This is a genomic window from Nostoc sp. CmiVER01 (genome assembly GCF_034531135.2).
Taxonomy (GTDB): domain Bacteria; phylum Cyanobacteriota; class Cyanobacteriia; order Cyanobacteriales; family Nostocaceae; genus Nostoc.
Genome location: NZ_JAVRBU020000024.1, coordinates 47,543 through 67,638 on the forward strand (window position 1 = coordinate 47,543; position 20,096 = coordinate 67,638).

The 20,096-nt window shown below is 40.5% G+C and carries 16 protein-coding genes; 12 read left to right on the forward strand and 4 right to left on the reverse strand.

Annotated elements, in window-relative coordinates; genetic code table 11:
• Positions 1-74: 74 nt before the first annotated feature.
• The 11 genes from ppsA to RMZ43_RS31640 all read left to right on the forward strand — a co-directional run bounded on the left by ppsA (position 75) and on the right by RMZ43_RS31640 (position 15,623).
• Entirely contained in the window at positions 75-2,555 is a 2,481-nt protein-coding gene (ppsA, locus tag RMZ43_RS31590) for a phosphoenolpyruvate synthase (RefSeq protein WP_322655632.1), read from the forward strand.
• Between the two features lie 33 nt (positions 2,556-2,588).
• Positions 2,589-3,026, forward strand: coding sequence for an element excision factor XisH family protein (locus RMZ43_RS31595; RefSeq protein ID WP_322651146.1), 438 nt, complete (start codon positions 2,589-2,591; stop codon positions 3,024-3,026).
• Positions 2,996-3,355: a XisI protein gene (locus RMZ43_RS31600; protein WP_322651145.1), complete on the forward strand. Its 360-nt coding sequence runs from the start codon at positions 2,996-2,998 to the stop codon at positions 3,353-3,355. The genes RMZ43_RS31595 and RMZ43_RS31600 overlap by 31 nt, the downstream gene beginning before the upstream one ends.
• A 147-nt stretch (positions 3,356-3,502) precedes the next feature.
• Positions 3,503-4,054, forward strand: a complete 552-nt coding sequence (locus RMZ43_RS31605; protein ID WP_322651144.1) for a GNAT family N-acetyltransferase — start codon at positions 3,503-3,505, stop codon at positions 4,052-4,054.
• A 331-nt stretch (positions 4,055-4,385) separates the two neighbouring features.
• The gene (locus RMZ43_RS31610; protein WP_322651143.1) at positions 4,386-5,924 is read left to right on the forward strand and encodes a dolichyl-phosphate-mannose--protein mannosyltransferase; all 1,539 of its coding nucleotides are present in this window, start codon (positions 4,386-4,388) and stop codon (positions 5,922-5,924) included.
• Between the two features lie 387 nt (positions 5,925-6,311).
• Entirely contained in the window at positions 6,312-8,618 is a 2,307-nt protein-coding gene (locus tag RMZ43_RS31615; RefSeq protein WP_322655633.1) for an ATP-binding protein, read from the forward strand.
• Positions 8,563-9,009 carry a response regulator gene (locus RMZ43_RS31620; protein WP_100900409.1) on the forward strand — a complete coding sequence of 149 codons (447 nt, stop codon included), beginning with the start codon at positions 8,563-8,565 and terminating at the stop codon, positions 9,007-9,009. Before RMZ43_RS31615 ends, RMZ43_RS31620 begins: the two co-directional genes overlap by 56 nt.
• A gap of 118 nt (positions 9,010-9,127) precedes the next feature.
• The gene (locus RMZ43_RS31625) at positions 9,128-10,291 is read left to right on the forward strand and encodes a hybrid sensor histidine kinase/response regulator (protein ID WP_322655634.1); all 1,164 of its coding nucleotides are present in this window, start codon (positions 9,128-9,130) and stop codon (positions 10,289-10,291) included.
• 387 nt (positions 10,292-10,678) lie between these two features.
• A complete protein-coding gene (locus RMZ43_RS31630; protein ID WP_322651139.1) occupies positions 10,679-11,404 on the forward strand; it encodes a helix-turn-helix domain-containing protein in 726 nt (241 codons plus the stop codon).
• The gene (locus RMZ43_RS31635; RefSeq protein WP_322655635.1) at positions 11,298-14,027 is read left to right on the forward strand and encodes a peptidase domain-containing ABC transporter; all 2,730 of its coding nucleotides are present in this window, start codon (positions 11,298-11,300) and stop codon (positions 14,025-14,027) included. The genes RMZ43_RS31630 and RMZ43_RS31635 overlap by 107 nt, the downstream gene beginning before the upstream one ends.
• Before the next feature lie 72 nt (positions 14,028-14,099).
• A complete protein-coding gene (locus RMZ43_RS31640; RefSeq protein WP_322655636.1) occupies positions 14,100-15,623 on the forward strand; it encodes an HlyD family efflux transporter periplasmic adaptor subunit in 1,524 nt (507 codons plus the stop codon).
• 123 nt (positions 15,624-15,746) lie between these two features.
• Here RMZ43_RS31640 and RMZ43_RS31645 read toward each other — a convergent pair whose 3' ends face one another.
• Positions 15,747-15,887, reverse strand: coding sequence for a hypothetical protein (locus tag RMZ43_RS31645; protein ID WP_322651136.1), 141 nt, complete (start codon positions 15,885-15,887; stop codon positions 15,747-15,749).
• A gap of 65 nt (positions 15,888-15,952) precedes the next feature.
• On the opposite strand from RMZ43_RS31645, the gene RMZ43_RS31650 reads away from it, so the two are divergent.
• A complete protein-coding gene (locus tag RMZ43_RS31650; protein WP_322651135.1) occupies positions 15,953-16,687 on the forward strand; it encodes a peptidylprolyl isomerase in 735 nt (244 codons plus the stop codon).
• A 138-nt stretch (positions 16,688-16,825) separates the two neighbouring features.
• On the opposite strand, the gene RMZ43_RS31655 is transcribed toward RMZ43_RS31650, so the two are convergent.
• The 3 genes from RMZ43_RS31655 to RMZ43_RS31665 all read right to left on the reverse strand — a co-directional run bounded on the left by RMZ43_RS31655 (position 16,826) and on the right by RMZ43_RS31665 (position 20,087).
• Positions 16,826-16,996 carry a class IIb bacteriocin, lactobin A/cerein 7B family gene (locus tag RMZ43_RS31655; protein ID WP_322651134.1) on the reverse strand — a complete coding sequence of 57 codons (171 nt, stop codon included), beginning with the start codon at positions 16,994-16,996 and terminating at the stop codon, positions 16,826-16,828.
• An 803-nt stretch (positions 16,997-17,799) separates the two neighbouring features.
• Positions 17,800-18,900, reverse strand: a complete 1,101-nt coding sequence (locus RMZ43_RS31660; RefSeq protein WP_322651133.1) for a T3SS effector HopA1 family protein — start codon at positions 18,898-18,900, stop codon at positions 17,800-17,802.
• Between the two features lie 26 nt (positions 18,901-18,926).
• Positions 18,927-20,087 (reverse strand): phosphotransferase family protein, encoded by a 1,161-nt coding sequence (locus tag RMZ43_RS31665; protein WP_322651132.1) that lies wholly within the window; start codon positions 20,085-20,087, stop codon positions 18,927-18,929.
• Between the last annotated feature and the right edge of the window lie 9 nt (positions 20,088-20,096).

Here is a 20,096-nt window from a genome sequence, read left to right on the forward strand (position 1 = left end):
AAAATTGAATATAGAAAAAATATACTAGCGCTTACGTACTAACAAACTCAGTATAAACTTAAAAGGTAATACTAATGGCTACAGTATCTAAAAGCACATTATCTCTATCTTCCCAAGAGCGATCGCTCATCTTGTGGTTTGATGAAGTTGGTATTGCTGATATCCCCATAGTTGGTGGTAAAAATGCCTCATTGGGCGAAATGATTCAACAGCTAACGCCCAAAGGTATTAATGTTCCTACTGGATTCGCCACTACTGCTTACGCTTATCGTTATTTCATCAAATCAGCAGGTTTAGAAGCAAAACTACGCAAACTCTTCGCTGACTTGGATGTTGAAGATGTCAAAAATTTACGAGAACGGGGGAAAAAAGCGCGATCGCTATTAATCCACACTCCATTTCCTGTAGAATTGCGAGAGGCGATCGCTACAGCATACCAAAGTCTTTGTGAACGATACAACGCAGAGACAGATGTTGCAGTCCGTTCTAGCGCCACCGCCGAAGACCTTCCAGATGCTAGTTTTGCTGGACAGCAGGAAACTTACCTCAACGTTGTCGGCGTTGAAGGAGTTTTAGCAGCTTGTCACAAGTGCTTTGCTTCCATATTTACCGATCGCGCCATTTCTTATCGTCACACCAAAGGATTTGATCACTTTAGCATTGCTCTGGCTGTGGGTGTGCAAAAAATGGTGCGCTCAGACTTAGCAACCTCTGGGGTGATGTTCTCCATTGATACAGAAACCGGATTTAAGGATGCTGCACTGATTACAGCCGCCTACGGTTTAGGCGAAAACGTTGTCCAAGGGTCTGTAAATCCTGATGAATATTATGTTTTTAAACCAACTTTAAAAGCTGGTTTCCGCCCAATTATTGATAAAAAATTGGGTAGTAAAGAACTAAAAATGATTTATGATGACGGCTCAAAATTTACGAAAAATGTTTCTGTTCCGCCCAGAGAAAGAGGTAAATTTGCCCTAAATGATGAAGAGATTTTACAACTAGCAAATTGGGCATGTTTAATTGAAGACCATTATTCCCAAGTCCACGGTATTTCCACTCCAATGGATATCGAGTGGGCAAAAGATGGAATTACTAATCAACTTTTTATTGTGCAAGCGCGTCCCGAAACCGTGCAGTCGCAGAAGACGGGAAATGTGTTGCGGAGTTATCGGTTGGTATTGGGGAATAAGGAATGGGGAATAGGAAATGGGGAAAAATCTTCCCAATCCCCACTCCCCCTTGTTACCGGACGCGCGATTGGGGAAGCGATTAGTCAAGGGAAAGCCCGCCTAATTTTAGATGTTCAGAAACTCGAACAGTTCCAAGTTGGGGAAGTTTTGGTGACAGAGAGAACTGACCCCGATTGGGAACCAATTATGAAACGCGCCAGTGCAATTGTTACTAATTCTGGTGGTAGGACATGCCATGCAGCAATTATTGCGCGAGAATTGGGTGTACCTGCGATCGTGGGATGCGGCAATGCTACAGAAATTTTAAAACCTGGTCAAGAGGTAACAATTTCTTGTGCTGAAGGGGAAGAAGGAAAAGTTTATGCAGGCTTATTACCTTTTGAAGTAGAAGAAGTTCCTTTAGAAAACTTACCCCGTACCCACACTCAAATTTTAATGAATGTGGGTAATCCTCAAGAAGCATTGAGTTTATCGGTAATACCTAACGATGGGGTAGGTTTAGCACGCACAGAATTTATCATCGCTAACCAAATTCAAATTCATCCAATGGCATTGATTCACTATGATTTATTAAAAGATGAATTTGCCAAAGCTAAAATTGCTGAAATTACTGCACTTTACGACGATAAACCCCAGTATTTTGTAGATAGATTAGCCCAAGGCATTGGTAGAATTGCGGCGGCATTTTATCCCAAGCCAGTAATTGTGCGAATGTCAGATTTCAAAAGTAATGAATATGCCAATTTGTTAGGTGGACGACAGTTTGAACCCCACGAAGAAAACCCGATGCTGGGTTGGCGGGGGGCAGCGCGTTACTATGATGAAGGCTACAGAGAAGCTTTTGCCCTAGAATGTGATGCTATCAAGCGGGTACGGGAAGAAATGGGTTTGACAAATGTTATCCCGATGATTCCGTTTTGTCGTACTCCCGATGAAGGGCGGTTGGTTTTAGCAGAGATGGCAAAAAATGGTTTAAAGCAGGGTGTTAACGGCTTGCAGGTTTATGTGATGTGCGAGTTGCCTAGTAATGTTATTCTGGCTGAGGAATTTGCTGAGGTATTTGATGGCTTCTCGATTGGTTCTAATGATTTAACTCAGTTGACATTGGGGATAGATAGAGATTCGGCGTTGGTAGCCAGATTGTTTGATGAACGCAGTCCAGCTGTGAAAGGAATGGTAAAAATGGTCATAGAAACAGCGAAAAAATGCGATCGCAAAATCGGCATTTGTGGACAAGCACCCAGCGACTATCCAGAATTTGCCCAGTTTTTGGTCGAACAAGGAATTGACTCGATTAGTCTCAATCCAGATTCGGTTTTAAAGACAATGCTGGAAGTGGCAAAAGTCGAGAGTAGTAATTCGTAATTCGTAATTCGTAATTCGTAATTTGAGTAATTTATGCCAGCTAAAGACCGCTACCATCAGAACGTCAAAAATGCCCTAATCAAAGATGGCTGGGGGATTACCGACGATCCATTTCATTTGAAGTGGGGAAAAAAGGATCTTTACGTGGATTTGGCAGCCGAAAAATTGCTCATCGCCGAAAAAGGAACGCAGAAGATTGCTGTAGAAATCAAAACCTTCAGTGGTGACTCAGAAGTAGCAGACCTAGAACAGGCGATTGGTCAGTACTTTACCTACCTTGCTGTAATGTCCCGCAATTATCCAGATAGGGTTTTGTATATCGCTGTTCATGAGGATGTTTTTACTGATATTTTTGAGGAAGAGCCGCTTGGTAAACTTATATTGGAAGACTACAAAATTCCTCTGATCGTTTTTAATGCAAAGCAAGAGGTTATTGTCCGATGGCTAATCTGGAGCAATACAGGCAGCTAATTTGCAGCATTCTTACTGAACATACAAAGATTCCTTACTCTTACGGCAATATTCAGCATGAAACTATTTTTGATAAAGAACAGGATCGATATTTGGTAATGATTCTTGGTCGAGAGCCAGTGCCAGAACTCTCTCCAACTGCAACGCGTCGTGTTCACGGCTGTCTAATTCACATAGATATTATAGATGACAAAATTTGGATTCAACGTGATGGCACTGAAGAGGGGTTAGCAACGGAACTAGTTAAGGCTGGTGTGCCGAAGGATCGGATTGTATTAGGATTTCGGTCTGAAGAACTGCGGAAAAATTCAGAATTTGCGATTGCATAGCCAACGGTAGTTAAACTTCTGGATAATTGCCTATAGGATAGCGATCGCCATATTTTGTTTGTGTAACTCTCTAGAAAACTTTTGACTGCTCAACCATAAGTATCTTAGTATTTTGCAGAATGGCAATTTAGTTTAGCCAAAAGCAAAATGACAAATCTTTTGGAAACCGAACGCTTGCTCATTCGCAGTTGGATACCCGAAAGCGATGCCGAACAAGCGTTTGCAATTTATAATGACCCTGAAGTTACGCACTTTCTTGGTAAATCTTCTCGCCCCGCAAGTGTTGAGTCACAGCGTCAGCGCTTGATTGAAGGTATAGAGCGAATGCATCAACGCAATAATGGTACTGGATCTTGGGCAATTGTTGAAAAGGAAAGTACAACAATTGTGGGAACTATCCTTCTCAAACAATTGCCCGACAAAGATGGTTTAACTACTCAAGATTATGAGGTAGGCTGGCACTTACGGCGAGCTTCTTGGGGTAAAGGGTATGCAACGGAAGCAGGACGAGTTATGCTCAACTACGGATTTAGTGTTTTGACCTTGCCAGTGATTTATGCCGTAGTGAAGCCAGAAAATCATGCCTCAATCCGTGTAACAGAACGATTGGGTATGAAACCAGTGGGGCGAACAAACAAGTATTACGGTATTGAACTACTCCTGTTTCAACTAGATGCACTTGAAGAATGGAGGGAGTAACAAGGGAGCAGTTCTTGAGTAGAGGGTAGGAGGGCAAAGCAGTGGAGTTCAAAGACTCGTCGGTGAGTATCAAAGACTCATTCACGAGTATTAAAGACTCATTCACGAGTATCAAAGACTCGTCAGCGAGTATTAAAGACTCATTCACGAGTATCAAAGACTCGTCGGCGAGTATTAAAGACTCATTCATGAGTATCAAAGACTCGTCAGCGAGTATTAAAGACTCATCGGCGAGTATCAAAGACTCATCGGCGAGTATCAAAGGCTCATTGTCTATTCCCTATGCCCAATGCCCAATCCCCCATGCCCAATGACAAATGACAAATGACAAATGACTAAAAAATGGTTCCGAATTGGAATGGTGAGTGTATTTCTTTTCTCACTCGCCTTAAGGTTTTGGGGGCTGGAGCGATTCAACACTCTAGTATTTGATGAAGTTTACTTTGCAAAATTTGGTAATAATTATCTCACGCATACGCCATTTTTTAATGCTCATCCGCCGTTGAGTCAATATATGATCGGCATCGGCATTTGGATTGGCAGTCACATTCCTTTTTGGCACGATACAGTAAATGGATTGACAGGATCATTGCGATCGCCTTGGACTTATCGCTGGTTCAATGCCCTGACTGGCTCATTTATCCCTTTAGTTGTAGCTGCGATCGCTTATCAATTGAGTTATCGGCGTAGCTTTGCTCTGCTTGCAGGTTTCTTCACAGCTTGTGATGGCATCTTTCTAGTTGAATCTCGCTATGCTTTAAGTAATATTTATATTGTCATTTTCGGTTTGTTAGGACACTGGTTTTTATTATTGGCATTAGATAATCAAAATCGGCGACGTTCTTTTTGGTTAGTTTTTGCTGGCATTGCTTTTGGTGCGTCAGTCGGTACTAAGTGGAACGGTTTATGGTTCCTTTCAGGTGCTTATATCATTTGGATAGTAGCTTGGATAATTGATTTAATATATTCTTTTCTTAACTCAAAACTCTTTTTTACATCTTCTTCATTAAAGGACGCAGGAGACAGGGAGAGTAGAGGATCTGGGGAAGCTGGGGAGGTAGGAGTTAGTACTTATTCTCCTTCATCCCCCTCATCTCAAACACCACTACAAAACCTAACTCAGCTAAATATTTTTCAGATGCTGTTTTATCTAGGAATTATCCCAGCTTTGATTTACAGCCTCATCTGGATTCCTCACCTTCAATTAGATAAAACTTATGGATTTATTGCAGTACATCAGCAAATTTTAAAGTTTCATTTACATCTAGGTGGTAATAGTCCTAACGTGCATCCTTATTGTGCTGCCTGGTACAAATGGCCGTTGATGACTCGACCAATGGCATATTATTATCAAACGGCTGAAAGTACCACCGAACCTTTACCTGTGATGGGCCCGCCTTTGCCTGCTGGTGCTGGACAAGTTATTTATGATGTCCATGCAATGGGCAATCCATTTTTGTGGTGGTTTGGTGTTGCTGCTATGTTGTTTTTAGTAGGAATGCTGGTGTCACAACCCGTAATTTTTTGGCTGAAAGAAAAGCGTTTTTCAGTACCTGAAACTCTTAGTGTTGATACTTGGATTGCCTTATATCTAGTTATAAATTACGCTGCCAATTTATTACCTTGGGTGGAGGTGACAAGGTGCGTTTTTATCTATCATTACATGTGTGCAGTAGTATTTGTATTTTTAGCGATCGCTTGGTTTGTCGATCAGTGCCTTCGCAGTTATTATCAACAACTCCGGGCGCTAGGTGTCACCATTACTTTTATCATTCTCGCTGCTTTTATTTTCTGGATGCCCATTTATTTGGGTTTACCCCTCTCACCTCACGATTATAAGCTGCGAATGTGGTTCAACTCTTGGATTTGATTGAAGAAGAATTCAGGAGTCTGAATTCAGAAGTCAGAATCAAGATGCTCGATGTGATCGCTGTGTTATTCGCCATTTATACGAACTCAATTCTGAATTCTGGCTCCTGACTCCTGAATTCTATATCTTAACATAGCTACACATATACAGAATTGTTTAATCAGATATTTTTTACATTTCTTATCGCTATGTAACTTTAACGGCTGTTAGACTTTTAAAGCGCAAGCAGATGAGACTAAGGCTGCAAAACGCAACATTAGGGCATGGGAAATTAGATACTAAGTAAAAGTGATGAATTAAAAAATTTATAATTTCTTTATATTCATCAGTCTTCGTTATTATAGATACTCTAGTTTTGATGCTCCCAGACAACAGAGGAGGATCGTCATGGAAATAAATTTACAATTCCCAGGTATTAATTTAATTAGCTTGAAAGAGGCACCGATTCATATTTCTAGCCAAATTCAGCCTCATGGTGTCCTGTTAGTCTTAGAGGAGCCTGAGCTAAAAATATTACAAGTTAGCACTAACACATTAAAGATTTTCGGAATTACTCCCGAAAATATGTTGCACAAAAAACTAGAAGATTTACTAGACCCCTTTCAAATAGAGAGAATTAAAACAGGGCTATCCGGTGAAAATCTTGATTTCATCAATCCCACCAAAGTTTGGGTGCGAAAAAAAGGTGATGAATACGTAGTATTTGATGCAGTATTTCACCGTAATACCGAAGGATTTTTAATCCTGGAGTTAGAACCTGCTCTTACTCAAGAAAATATTCCGTTTTTAAGCTTTTATCATCTAGCTAGAGCCTCTATAAATCAACTAGAAAAAACAGCAAATCTCCGGGACTTTTGTCAAGTTATCGTTCAAGAAGTTCGGAAAATAACGGAATTTGACAGAGTAATGCTATATAAATTCGATGATGATGGGCATGGTTCCGTTATCGCTGAAGAAAAACTAGAAAGCCTAGAACCTTACTTAGGGTTGCATTACCCAGAGTCAGATATTCCCAAACCAGCGAGAAAATTATTTGCGGCCAATTCGATCAGAATCATCCCGGATGCTTATTCTCAGCCAGTAAAACTTTTCCCCGCCAATAATCCAATTAGCGATCGCCCGATTAATTTAACCAACTCCATTCTTAGAAGTGCTGCTTCCTGTCACATGGAGTACTTGCATAATATGGGTGTTGGTGCTTCACTTACTATCTCTTTAATTAAAGACCAAAAACTCTGGGGACTAATTGCTTGTCACCATCAATCCCCTAAATATGTTTCCTACGAATTGCGGAAAGCTTGCGAATTTTTGGGACGAGTAATATTTGCAGAAATCTCAGCCAGAGAAGAAACCCAAGACTACTATCACCGGATAAATTTGACACACCTTCAATCAATCTTGATTGAATATATGTCTCAAGAAGAAAACTTTATTGATGGTTTAGTTAAAAATCCGCAGCATCTTTTAGATTTTGGTAACGCTCAAGGCGCAGCCGTGTGTTTTGGGGGAAATTGCACGGTAGTTGGTGAAACGCCTAGAGAAGAAGACCTGAATTTTCTAGTTCAATGGCTCAAGAATAATGTTGAAGAAGAAGTATTCTGTACAGATTCCCTACCACAAATTTATCCAGATGCCGAAGGTTTTAAAAATGTTGCCAGTGGTTTGTTAGCAATTCCCATTGCCAAGCGCAATTATGTTCTGTGGTTCCGGCCAGAAGTAATTCAAACTGTAAATTGGGGTGGCGATCCTACTAAGGCGTTTGAAGTTAACCAGTCAGAAGGAAATGTTCGTCTGTGTCCACGCAAATCATTTGAACTGTGGAAAGAAACGGTTCGCTTAACATCTTTACCTTGGAAAGATGTAGAAGTTAAAGCAGCATTGGAACTGCGGAAAGCAATTGTTAATATTGTGCTGCGTCAAGCCGATGAACTAGCCCAGTTAGCACAAGATTTAGAACGTTCTAACGCCGAATTGAAAAAGTTTGCCTACGTCGCCTCCCATGACTTGCAAGAACCGCTCAATCAAGTTGTGAATTACGTGCAACTATTAGAGATGCGCTATAGCGAAGAACTTGACGAAGATGCCCAGGAGTTTATTAGCTACGCTGTGCAGGGAGTTAGCCTCATGCAGACGTTGATTGATGATGTGCTGGCATACTCGAAAGTAGATATGCAGGCGATCGCATTTCAAATGAACGATGTAGAGACATCCTTAATGCGGGGGTTGGGCAATTTGCGTCAACGCATTAATGAAACTGGGGCTACTATCACCCACGATCCCTTACCAGTAGTCATGGCTGACAGCACCCAACTGATGCAGTTATTCCAAAACCTCATCGGTAACGCCATCAAGTTCCACAGTGACCAGCCGCCACAAATCCATGTGGGAGCAGAAAGAATAGAAGATGCATGGTTGTTCTCAGTTCGGGATAATGGAATTGGCATTGACCCAAAATTTAGTGATCGCATTTTCGTCATTTTTCAGCGCTTACACACGCGGGATGAATATACTGGTACAGGTATGGGTTTAGCCATCTGTAAGAAGATTGTCGAATGTCACCGGGGGCGGATCTGGGTAGAGTCAGAACTAGGTGAAGGCGCAACCTTCTACTTTACGATTCCAGTTGGAGGACGCGAACTTGAGCGTAGAAACGGGAGAAAGACACAAAACCATCTTTTTGGTCGAGGACAATAAAGCTGACATTCGCTTAATCCAAGAAGCGTTAAAAAATAGTTCAGTGCCCTACCAAGTGGTAACGGTCAGGGATGGTATAGATGCTATGGCTTATTTACGCCAAGAAGGTGAATATGCTGATGCATCACGCCCTGACCTCATTCTGTTGGATTTGAATTTGCCTAAAAAAGATGGTCGAGAAGTGCTGGCGGAAATTAAAGCTGACCCAGTACTAAAACGCATTCCAGTTGTTGTGCTAACAACCTCAAAAAATGAGGATGATATTTTTCACAGCTACGATTTACATGTGAATTGCTATATCACTAAATCTCGCAACCTCAACCAATTATTTCAAATCGTCAAGAGTATTGAAGATTTTTGGCTCTCTACTGTGACGCTACCATCGGAGTGAGGCAGTGGGAGATAAGGGGACAAGGGGACAAGGGGACAAGGGGACAAGGGGAAAAATGACTAATGACTAATGATTAATTACAAGATAGAGGAGCAATAGGGGGTGAAACCCGAAGATTATGGTTGTGAGCTACTCAGTAAAAATCTTGTTAATTGAGGATAACCTAGCTTCTGCTAGGTTGTTACAAGAGTTTCTAACACAAGCGCAGTCCCAAGAGTTTACTCTGGTTCATGTGACGCGATTGGGGGAAGCACTTCAGGAACTAAGTAAATGTAATTATGATGTGATTTTATTAGATTTAACTCTACCTGACAGTCAAGGATTGTCATCTCTACCTCCTCTGATTGGTCAAGCGCCAAGTATACCGATTGTTGTTTTAACAAATACAAATGATGAAGAACTGGCAATTGAAGCAGTGCGACAGGGGGCGCAAGATTATCTAGTCAAGCGCCAGGTAAATGTAGATGTGTTAGTGCGATCGCTACGCTATGCGATCGAGCGTAAGCAGGTTTTAGAATCATTACGCACAGTCAATGAAACGTTACAAACCCGGGTTGAAGAACGAACTGCTGAACTGGTAAAAGCCAATGAACTTAACCAGTTCAAATCTGAATTTGTCTCGATGCTCTCCCATGACATTCGCAATCCCCTAAATACTATTCTCTTGGCTGCTGGTTTGCTACAAAACCAAGATGAAAGATTGACCAAAGAGAAAAAACTGAATCATTTACAAATGATTCGCTCGGCAATCAAAAACATGGCAAAGCTATTGGATGAAGTTACATTCATTGGCAAAGCTGATTCCGGTAGGCTGGGGTATGACCTCATCTGCTTAGATTTAGAAGCTTTTTGCCGCCAAATGGTCGAAGAAGTTCGATTGCTTGCAAATGAGAAGCATCTAACTTTGGTATTCGCCAGTTTTGGGCAATTAGGCGAAACACTATGGGATGAAAGCTTACTGCGGCACATTTTGGGCAATTTACTTAGCAATGCTATTAAGTATTCATTACCGGGCGGCATAGTGCGTTTTGAATTAATTGGTCAGGAAAAAGTGATAATTTTCCGAGTTCAAGATTGGGGAATTGGCATTCCTCAAGAAAACCAAAAGCGACTATTTCAGCCTTTCCAACGTGCGGACAATGTTGGAACCATCCCTGGTACTGGCTTGGGTCTAGCGATCGCCAAAAAATGCGTCGATGCACAGGGAGGCGAGATTGTAGTCAATAGTCAAGTTGGAGTCGGTACAACTTTTACCGTTACCCTTCCTTTACTAGAAGTTTAAACGGTTACAGCAATTTTCACATCTGGGGAATACAAAATCATTGTTGGGGCACAATATATTGTGCCCTTTATTATGACTTTTTTCTCTGCTCAAGAGAAATTTATCTTTACAAAAACGTTACTAAAATTTAGCGACTATTTTCGAAATTTATAGATTGCATTTGTAGCCTAATCTATATCCACAAAAGCAATATTCCACAAAAATTGTCAGAAATATAACTTAACTAAATTATTTTTTGCATAAAAGAAAAACTAAAAGGTGATAAGTACTACAGTTGCAAAAAAAATTATTTTTTGCAATTTTTCTACTTAATTTAGAGATAACTGCCAAATTATGAATCTTTCATAAAATATTCGTGTGTCCAAAAATCTAGTGAATAATACGTGTATGTTTGAATGCAATCTGAAAATTGAAACAAAATATATACAAGTAAGTAACGGTAAGTATTTAACATCATTTCAGCGTAAATTACTGTTAGTAAGTTTGGAAAAAAGTTTACCTGAATCTTATCGACAACGTATTGAAATCATGTTGTTGGCAGATGAGGGAAAATCCCAAACAGAAATTTGTCAAATTTTGGGGTGTTGTCCAGCTACAGCAAGGCATTGGATGCACATAGCCCGAACAGGAATGGCGCACCAATGGCAAGATTGCCCTATTGGTCGCCCGAAAGCAGTAAATGAGAAGTATTTAGAACGTTTAAAAGAACTGATTAAAAGTAGTCCCCGCGATCATGGCTATGCTTTTCGTCGGTGGACAACAAACTGGCTAGGGAAACATCTAGCGAAAGAATTTGGGATTGAGGTGAGCGATCGCCATATCAAGCGACTGCTCAAACAGATGGGATTATCCACACTACCAAAACCCAGCAATTCTGAAGCAAACAACAATGAGCAGGCTAAGAGTTCCAAAATCTTCATTAGTGACCTGAAATCAGCAGCTATTCCAGATGATTCAGAATTTTTGTCTCTGAACTTCGCAACATTAGGAAAGGATTCAGACATCTATGGCGCAAGATATATCTGCTCAGTTGATTTCTCTGGAACAGTTCAACAATACTCTGGGTTATTCTCTTTCGAGAGAGGAATTTCAACACTGTCTTCAACAAGTTAAGTTTATCAACCCGAAAGTCGGCAAATTCTGGCAAGGAACTGATGCTCAACCAGGAATCTATATTGCGATCGCTGGTAAGGTTAGGTTGCTAGATAACGCCGATGAGTTAATCGCCACTTTAGAAACAGGTGAATCATTTGGGGAATTTACCTTGTTTAAGGAGAGTGACTTTAAACCTTATGCAGCGAGGGCTTCAGTCAACTTGCAACTGTGCTTTGTTCCGGGTGAAGTGTTGTGGCCATTGATGGCTAAATATCCCCAAATTCGGGAGCATTTGTGGACTAAAGCGCGATCGCGTAATCCCCAACAGGTAAACTCGGATAACACTCCAATACTGCCATCTGACTCAAAACGGCTGCATGAAACGAGGATTTTGTCAACGCCGACAGTAAAGCCACGCGAGAAAAAGATTAGTAAAGCCTATTTTCCCAACTCCACGCAGCGAGTAGGGCATTTATTACAGCGTGTGATTCGGCGCTATCCGTTTTTTGCCCAACAGAGTGGATCGGATTGTGGTGCAGCTTGTTTAGTAATGGTGTCTCGCTATTGGGGGAAAAACTTTAGTGTAAATCGCCTGCGGGATATCGCCAATGTTGACCGCAATGGCTCATCACTGCGGGGGTTATCGGCCGCGGCGGAAAGTATTGGGTTTTCCACGCGACCTGTCAAAGCAAGTCTTGACCAATTAGCGAAGCAAAAATTGCCTGCGATCGCCCACTGGGAGGGAAAGCATTACATCGTTGTCTACGAAATTACGCCCAAACACGTCATTGTAGCCGATCCTGCCATTGGGCAATGCAGCCTCAGCCACGCCGAATTTAAAACTAACTGGACTGGCTATACACTGCTGCTACAACCCACAGCCTGGTTGAAGGATGCCAAAGAGACTACAACTCCTTTTTGGCAATTCTTTGAATTGATGAAGCCTCACTCTTTAGTAATGCTAGAAGTGTTTGTTGCTTCCTTATTTATCCAGATATTTGGACTTGTTACTCCCTTATTTACCCAGTTAATTTTAGACCGTGTAGTAGTGCAGCGTTCTGAACTAACCTTAACGGCAGTAGGGTTAGGGTTACTGATTTTTAGTTTATTCCGTGTGGCGATGACAGGGTTGCGGCAATATCTGTTAGACCACACGGCGAATAAGCTCGATTTAGCACTGATTGTAGGATTTATACGCCATACCCTGCGGCTACCCTTGAGTTACTTTGAGTCGCGTTATGTCGGGGATATTATCTCTCGTGTACAGGAAAACCGCAAAATTCAACGCTTTCTCTCCGGTGAGGCGTTGTCCATCTTGCTAGATTTAGTCACTGTCTTTATCTATTTAGGATTGATGTTTTGGTACAGCTGGAAAATGGCGTTGCTAGTATTGGTGATTGTACCGCCTTTTTTACTGCTGGCATTAATTGCCACACCTTTTTTACAAAAGATTTCTAGAGAAATATTTAACGCTGTTGCTAATGAAAGCAGCTATTTGATTGAAGCTCTTTCTGGTGTGCGAACAGTTAAATCTACAGCAGTAGAACAGACAGTGCGTTGGCATTGGGAAGAGTTATTAAGTAAAGAAGTAAAAACTAACTTTTCCGGGCAAATTATCAGTAATCGCCTGCAAATATTCAGTAACACAATTGAAGCAGTAGTAACTACCATCTTGCTGTGGTTTGGGGCGTACCAAGTGATTCACAACGAGTTAACCATTGGGCAATTGGTGGCATTTAATATGTTGCTGGGAAATATTATTAGACCCTTCCAACGATTAACAGTTTTATGGAATCAATTGCAAGAAGTGGTGATTGCCGTAGAACGAATTAATGATGTCTTGGATGCGGAACCAGAAGAAGATTTGCAAAACCAGGCGCGGCAATCTTTACCACCTATTCAAGGTAACATTCGTTTTGACAACGTGACATTTCGCTATCATCCCGAAAGCGATATTAATGTTTTGGAAAATCTCAGTTTTGAAATACATAGCGGGCAAATGGTTGCCCTGGTGGGACGGAGTGGTTCAGGGAAAACCACGATTTCTAAGTTGGTTTTGGGGTTATATCCTCCTACGGATGGCAAAGTGTTGATTGATGGTCACGATATTACCAGTCTTTCGTTGCGTTCTCTACGCGAACAAGTTGGGGTAGTTGACCAAGATACCTTTTTGTTTGGTGGAACGATTCGGGAAAATATTAGCTTGGCACATCCTGGGGCCACTTTGGCAGAGATTATTGAGGCGGCACGATTGGCGGGTGCTGATGAGTTTATTAAAAAGTTACCTATGGGTTATGAAACCCAGATTGGTGAAGGAGGGGGGATGTTGTCTGGAGGACAGCGACAAAGAATTGCGATCGCTAAGGCGTTGTTAGGCAATCCCAAGCTGTTGATTTTGGATGAAGCGACTTCTCATCTGGATGCAGAGTCAGAAAGGATTATTCAGAGGAATTTAAACACAATTCTCAAAGGCAGAACTACCTTAGTAATTGCCCACCGCCTTTCAACTGTGCGGAATGCAGATTTGATTTTAGTACTGGATCGGGGCGTGTTAATTGAGAGTGGGACTCACCAAGAGTTGATGGCGAAGCGGGGACATTATTTTTATCTCAATCATCAGCAGATGGATGTTGCAGGGTGAAACAAGAAGATAAGCAGGAAGCTTTTGTTGTCTCCCCACTCCCAAAATCCAAAATTGATATCAGGAAAAATCATGCCAAACACATTAAATGGAAAGGTTCAAACCCAAATCTATGAGGTAGAACAGGGCGAGGAAATTTTCAGGGAGCAAACACCAGCCATATCAAATGATGATTGGGCTTACGCAACCAAAGATTTACTTGATAGCTTGCCCCAAGTTTGGACAAGGGGATTACTATATTTTTTGGTGGTATTTGTCTCGATTATTTTACCTTGGGCAATGCTATCTAAGGTAGATGAAACGGGTACGGCAAGAGGGCGACTAGAGCCAAAGGGAAAGACGGTTAGGTTGGATGCTGCTGTAACAGGTACTGTTGCTGAGATTCGGGTAAAGGAAGGTGATTCCGTTAAAGTTGGACAGACTTTATTGGTGTTGGAATCAGAATTAGTTAAAGCAGAATTACGGCAGGTACAGGACAAGTTGGAGGGACAATTAAATCGACTTTCTCAGTTAAATTCATCTAAAAGTCAGTTAGTTGTATCTTTGACAACTCAAGAGCAACAAAATCAATCTCAACAGTTAGAAAAGCAGGCTCAAATTGATCAAGCGAGACAGAACATGAATGCTCTAAGGAATTCTTATGACTTACAAAAAGACGAAAAATTAGCTCAAGTCAATCAGGCACGGCAAACTCTTGAGCATAGCCAAACAGCTAATAAGTTAGTAAACAGTAGTTTGGCAAGTACCGAGCGAGAAGTTGAGCGCTATCGTAGCCTTTGGCAGTCAGGAGTTGTTCCAGAAATTAATGTTGTGCAAAAGCAAGATATAGCTGAAGACAAGCAACAGTTATACGAACAAAATAAGTCAGATATTCAGCAGGCTAAATTACGTTTGGTGGAACAACAGAGTAGTTATGAGCGGACTATTAGGCAAGCAAATGCAGATATTGAACAAGCACAGTTGCGACTAAAAGAACAGGAAAGGAGTTATCAGACCTTAACTCGCTCCGGCAAGCTAGCTGTGCTAAAAATTGACGAACAACAGAAGAATTTAGAAACAGAAATTACTACGCTTCAGGCAGAAATTGCTCAAACTAAAAGTCAGATTGTCTCGTTAAAGTTTCAGTTAGGACAACGAGAGCTAAGAGCTACCGTCAATGGTAGAGTGTTTCAGTTACCGATACAACGGGCTGGGTCTGTAGTGCAGCCTGGAGCAATGATTGCGGAGATTGCACCCCAAGGTTCGCCTCTAATAATTCGGGCACAAATGGCGACAACGGAAAGTGGTTTTTTGCGAAAAGGGTTGCCAGTAAAGTTAAAATTTGATGCTTATCCGTTTCAGGATTATGGCGTAATGGAGGGAGAATTATTAGAAATTTCTCCTACTACCATAGAGATAGAAACACCTAATGGAAAGGTGGCAGCTTATGACTTAGAAATTGCCCTCAAAGAAAATTGTATTCCCTCGGCTAATAAATGTATTGCCCTGCGTCCTGGGGATACAGCGACAGCTGAAGTAATTGTGCGCCAGCGTCGGATTATTGATTTTCTGCTTGATCCGTTTAAGCAGTTGCAGCAAGGCGGGGTGAAATTGTAGAGTGTCTGTTTATAAGTTTTGCAGCTAATTTACCGTTTCTATGCTCTGCGTAGGAATACGTTGCTTGGAGGCTCTGCCTCCTCAAATCCAGCATCTATAGCAGTCCTAAATCATTTGTGAAAATTATACATCCCTTTCTTCTTTCTTCCCTTTGCGTCCTTCTCTACGAGACGCTACGCGAAGGCGTTCTTCTCTGCGAGACGCTGCGTGTTCGCGTAGCGTTCCAAAGGAAAGACGGTTCGTTTCCTTATCTATATTTTTCACGACTCATTTAGGATTGCTATATAGATTTCACATTTAATTTTGTCTATTTACATAGGAGAAAAATCATGTCACAAACTATCACTATTACCAACGAAGATATTCTTTCTCAAGTCAAGCTATCCTGCAAAATTCCTGAGTTTGTTGAGGGAATTCTTACCCGCAAGATTATTGCAAATGCCGCAGCCGAGGCAGGTATAAAAGTAGAAACTGAAGAATTGCAAACAGTAGCAGATCAAATACGGTTAATGAACAAACTTATTAGTGCTGATGATACCTGGGCATGGTTGCAAAAACATAGTCTTTCTATAGATGATTATGAAGAAATTGTCTACAGCACCGTAATTTCTGGAAAGTTAGCTACTCATCTGTTTGCAGATAAAGTTGAACCCTATTTCTTTGAAAACCAACTAGATTATGTTGGTGTAGTGATGTATGAAGTTATTCTAGATGATGAAGATTTAGCTATAGAACTCTTCTATGCGATTAAGGAAGGTGAGATGAGTTTCTATGATATTGCTCACAAATACATTCAGGATATAGAATTGCGTCGCAAAGGTGGATATTTGGGGATAGTGCGCCGCAAAGATTTAAAACCAGAGATTTCTGCTGCTGTTTTTACTGCTAAACCGCCACAGCTTCTCAAACCAATTGTGACTAGTAAGGGAGTACATCTGATTTTAGTAGAGGAACTAATTCAACCAGACCTAAATGAAAAACTCCGCACAAATATCATTTCAAACTTATTCTTTCAGTGGCTTAATCAACAAATTGAACAGTCTGAAACAAGTAAGTCAACCTAATTACACATTAAATTCTTTGATGTTTGTAGTATCGTTTTAAGGCTATAGACCCAGACCGGGTTTTCGCAGAGTAGCGATACTACAAATCTTTTAACTTACTTTAGGTTTAACTAAGTAGAGTGATACAAATAAACTGTACTACTTACTAGCGATAGCAACAATAGCAACTATCGAAAGAACAACTAACGGACTTATTCCACCCTTAGTTGCATCAAGCTCGGTATCTGTTAGCTCTTGGAGATAGCTTTCAGAATCTATAAATAGTTCAGCGCCAGGGGTACGCAGATTAGAAATTGCAATTGTAGCCATTGGAAATTGTACTCCTAATTCAAGTTATTTCAGTTAGGATTAGACTTTGTGTTGCCTATTCCTATTACTATAATCTGTTATTAAATTGAGTATTTCAAGATTAATTCCACTCAAAGTGTGCTATAAGAGGTGCAGTTTAGTCTCAGTTATTTATTAGACCTACTGCGCTATTGTCCACTAAATAGAGATATTATATGTATTTTGATAAATTACTTAATTTTGGATGAAATATATAAAATATTTATGTCATTTTTCGTTATTCATTACTTACTTAATTTTGACAAATTAAAAGAACTAATAAAAAATCAGCCCAAGAATCCTCTTAGACTGAACGATAAAAATTTAGGGCTATTTCATTCTGGCAGTAGCAGCAAATCTCATGCTATTCGGTACAATCTGTTGAATTCAAGTGAGACGTGCCGCAAACTGCGCGATCGCTTTACACAGCCTCTACAAAGTTGGCGTCCAAACTCTAGGCTAATCAACAGATATTAAATGGTTCCATTGTCAAAAATGCTTAGGCAAAGCCCGTCGTAGACATCGCCTCAATTCTGTCCGCTTGCTGCGATCAAGAAAACTATTTGCTATTGCCAAAGTCATCAAGAACTTCTGAAACTTGAAGCAGAAGAGGAGCGTTATCGCCTCTAACAACAAGGAGTGTCCCTTGAGCCTAAAACTACTCATTGATGAAGACTCCCAGGTAAAACGTTTAATTACTTACCTGAGTATCGTCAAGTCCATCGCCAATATATATCGAAGTATAGCCTAGTCAATCAGTTTATTCCCCTCAATCAATAGAATTACTAGTAAATATCTTCTGAATTGGCATTGACATAAGGACGCTGCAAGTCAATCCCTAAATGAAAAAATTGCCCAAGGATGGACTGCATCCTCTCTTCAATTGATTCATCTCCTTGATACCAAGCTTCCAGTAACCCATTTGCCACAATCTGACACCGATTCATCCCAAAACTTTCTTGAATAGCAAATTTTTGGTCTGGTTCTTCTGCCAAACCCAACCCTAATGCTAGTTGTTTGGTAAATAAAGGAATTTCTGGCTTAAAATGCAATTGATGTTCTTGATAAAAAGTTTTTAAAACTTGCCTAACGACTTCATAGTCTCTCTTGTCAAAGTAAAGCACTCCTGAATCGTAGCGTTGGTATTCCTTGGGATTATACAAAACCTTGAAACTGAAAGGAATTGCTAAATCATTAAGTCGTTGTGTTAAACTCCCCATCATTGCCACAGCACCTTCAGGAGTTACATTGATATAAATTCGTATAGTTACAGGCAGAATTTTCACATCTTCAATATAATTAAAGCCTGCATTGCTAACGGCCATGTAAAAGCCATTTTGTACTCGATTCTTCGGCATCTTGATAGCCACAGAATCACCTACCACAGCTGCAACTTCAGCAGGTTGAAGATGCTTATTCCGTTGAATATGCAGCCTCAAACCGCCTTTAGTAACGGCTAAACTGCGATCGCGTTCTTCTCTTAAAACAGACCAACCAGGGTCAAAGTAGCCTTCTCCAAAATTACTTTCATGCAATTGTTTATAAAACCCCACATCTACCCCTAAAAAAGTATTATTCTCTAAATCTAGGGACAAACCATTTCCCTCTCCATCTAGTGCCAGCGCACTTCGCATAGAACCGTTGTAATAGATACCGTAAAGAAAACTTCGCAATTGCAGACTCAGATATTTCTGTTGCATCTGGGTTGGCATCTTCTGAAAACGTTCAACTGCCTCAGATGGTAATTCCAAAGGTTTGTAATCTGGATGGTGAATAGAGAAATCAGATTTTATCTCGATTTTCCGAACAATATCTTGCAGAACATCCAGTAATTGTCCAGTTAAACCACTCTCTTGCTGAGTTTGAGGAGAATTTAATAATTGCATAACTACTTTAGTAATAATAAAATGATTTAAATAGCAGAGCTATTCAGGTGAGTTAATTCAACAGCAGCAGTACCAAAAATTGTTGGCATCGATTGTACAGGACGGCTTAATAACGTCTTTGCAACCTGAAGCATAGCAATCCCCATATTCCCAAAAGATTTTTGATATTGAATCATGGCCTGAATCTGTTGAATTAAAGCAAAACCTGTAAATTGCACTACCCGTTGCAAGAAATCAGGGCGGTGTTCTAGAATTTCTGGAAAAGTGTTTAAATAAGCTTGGGTTAATGTACCAATTGAAGACTGAAGTAGTTCTAAAGGTGTTATTGCCAAGCGTAGAGACTCTTCAATACTCAAAGAATTACTAATAACCAAGCTACCCAGCCAGATTTGTACATAGCTGCCAATAAGTGTTCCCAAATCAAAAGCTGGGTCTCCCCAACCGGAACGTTCCCAATCAATTAGCCGGACAATATTGTTGCTGGAATTCTGCCAATTCTTGTACAGAAGAATATTATTTAGTTTCAAATCATTGTGCGTGAGACAAGAGGGTGTGACAGCATTACCCAATTCTGCGATCGCCTGCCCTAAGCTATCATAACGTTGATATAGAGCAAAAAACTTTAACCCATCGCCAGAAACTAGACCAAAAATTTCTGGTTCAACCCGTTCTAATCCTCGAATTAAATGTGATACTTGATCAACCATAAAGTTCTCAGAATTTTTAGAAAATAATTCCTGATATTGTTGGCGGTTCAAAGTATCACGATGGATAGTCCCTAAAATATTACCAATTGTCTTAGCGATTTCTGTAGGAAAGCTATTTTCCTTAGTATAGAAATCCATTAAATCCCAATAATTATCCAGATATCTAAAAACAATAATGGAATTCTCGGCATCAAAATGCAGTATTTCTGGTAAAAATGAGCGGTAGTTGCCAAGGTTTGGAAATCGTTGTAATAACTCTTGAATTTGCCACTCCCTCAAAAACTCACCAGCCGCTTTACCTTCCTGATTGTGTCGTTCTTGTTTAACAAGCACCTTCCTGTCATTTGGTAAAGTAACTAATAAATTAAAATTTTTAGCTGCAACTGGTTCTACCTTAATCAGTGGTTGTTCTGAATGATTAAATAATCCCTGTTCAACTAGATAATCGATAATATTATGAGAGTTTAAGACAAATGTCATAAGTTTTAA

Excerpts from the sequence above, each read along its gene's own strand:
- RMZ43_RS31665 (WP_322651132.1), bottom strand. The coding sequence starts at position 20,087 with ATGACATTTGTCTTAAACTCTCATAATATTATCGATTATCTAGTTGAA.
- RMZ43_RS31615 (WP_322655633.1), top strand. The coding sequence starts at position 6,312 with ATGGAAATAAATTTACAATTCCCAGGTATTAATTTAATTAGCTTGAAA.
- RMZ43_RS31630 (WP_322651139.1), top strand. The coding sequence starts at position 10,679 with ATGTTTGAATGCAATCTGAAAATTGAAACAAAATATATACAAGTAAGT.
- RMZ43_RS31655 (WP_322651134.1), bottom strand. The coding sequence starts at position 16,996 with ATGGCTACAATTGCAATTTCTAATCTGCGTACCCCTGGCGCTGAACTA.
- RMZ43_RS31635 (WP_322655635.1), top strand. The coding sequence starts at position 11,298 with ATGGCGCAAGATATATCTGCTCAGTTGATTTCTCTGGAACAGTTCAAC.
- RMZ43_RS31640 (WP_322655636.1), top strand. The coding sequence starts at position 14,100 with ATGCCAAACACATTAAATGGAAAGGTTCAAACCCAAATCTATGAGGTA.
- RMZ43_RS31595 (WP_322651146.1), top strand. The coding sequence starts at position 2,589 with ATGCCAGCTAAAGACCGCTACCATCAGAACGTCAAAAATGCCCTAATC.
- ppsA (WP_322655632.1), top strand. The coding sequence starts at position 75 with ATGGCTACAGTATCTAAAAGCACATTATCTCTATCTTCCCAAGAGCGA.
- RMZ43_RS31625 (WP_322655634.1), top strand. The coding sequence starts at position 9,128 with ATGGTTGTGAGCTACTCAGTAAAAATCTTGTTAATTGAGGATAACCTA.
- RMZ43_RS31605 (WP_322651144.1), top strand. The coding sequence starts at position 3,503 with ATGACAAATCTTTTGGAAACCGAACGCTTGCTCATTCGCAGTTGGATA.
- RMZ43_RS31660 (WP_322651133.1), bottom strand. The coding sequence starts at position 18,900 with ATGCAATTATTAAATTCTCCTCAAACTCAGCAAGAGAGTGGTTTAACT.
- RMZ43_RS31600 (WP_322651145.1), top strand. The coding sequence starts at position 2,996 with ATGGCTAATCTGGAGCAATACAGGCAGCTAATTTGCAGCATTCTTACT.
- RMZ43_RS31650 (WP_322651135.1), top strand. The coding sequence starts at position 15,953 with ATGTCACAAACTATCACTATTACCAACGAAGATATTCTTTCTCAAGTC.
- RMZ43_RS31610 (WP_322651143.1), top strand. The coding sequence starts at position 4,386 with ATGACTAAAAAATGGTTCCGAATTGGAATGGTGAGTGTATTTCTTTTC.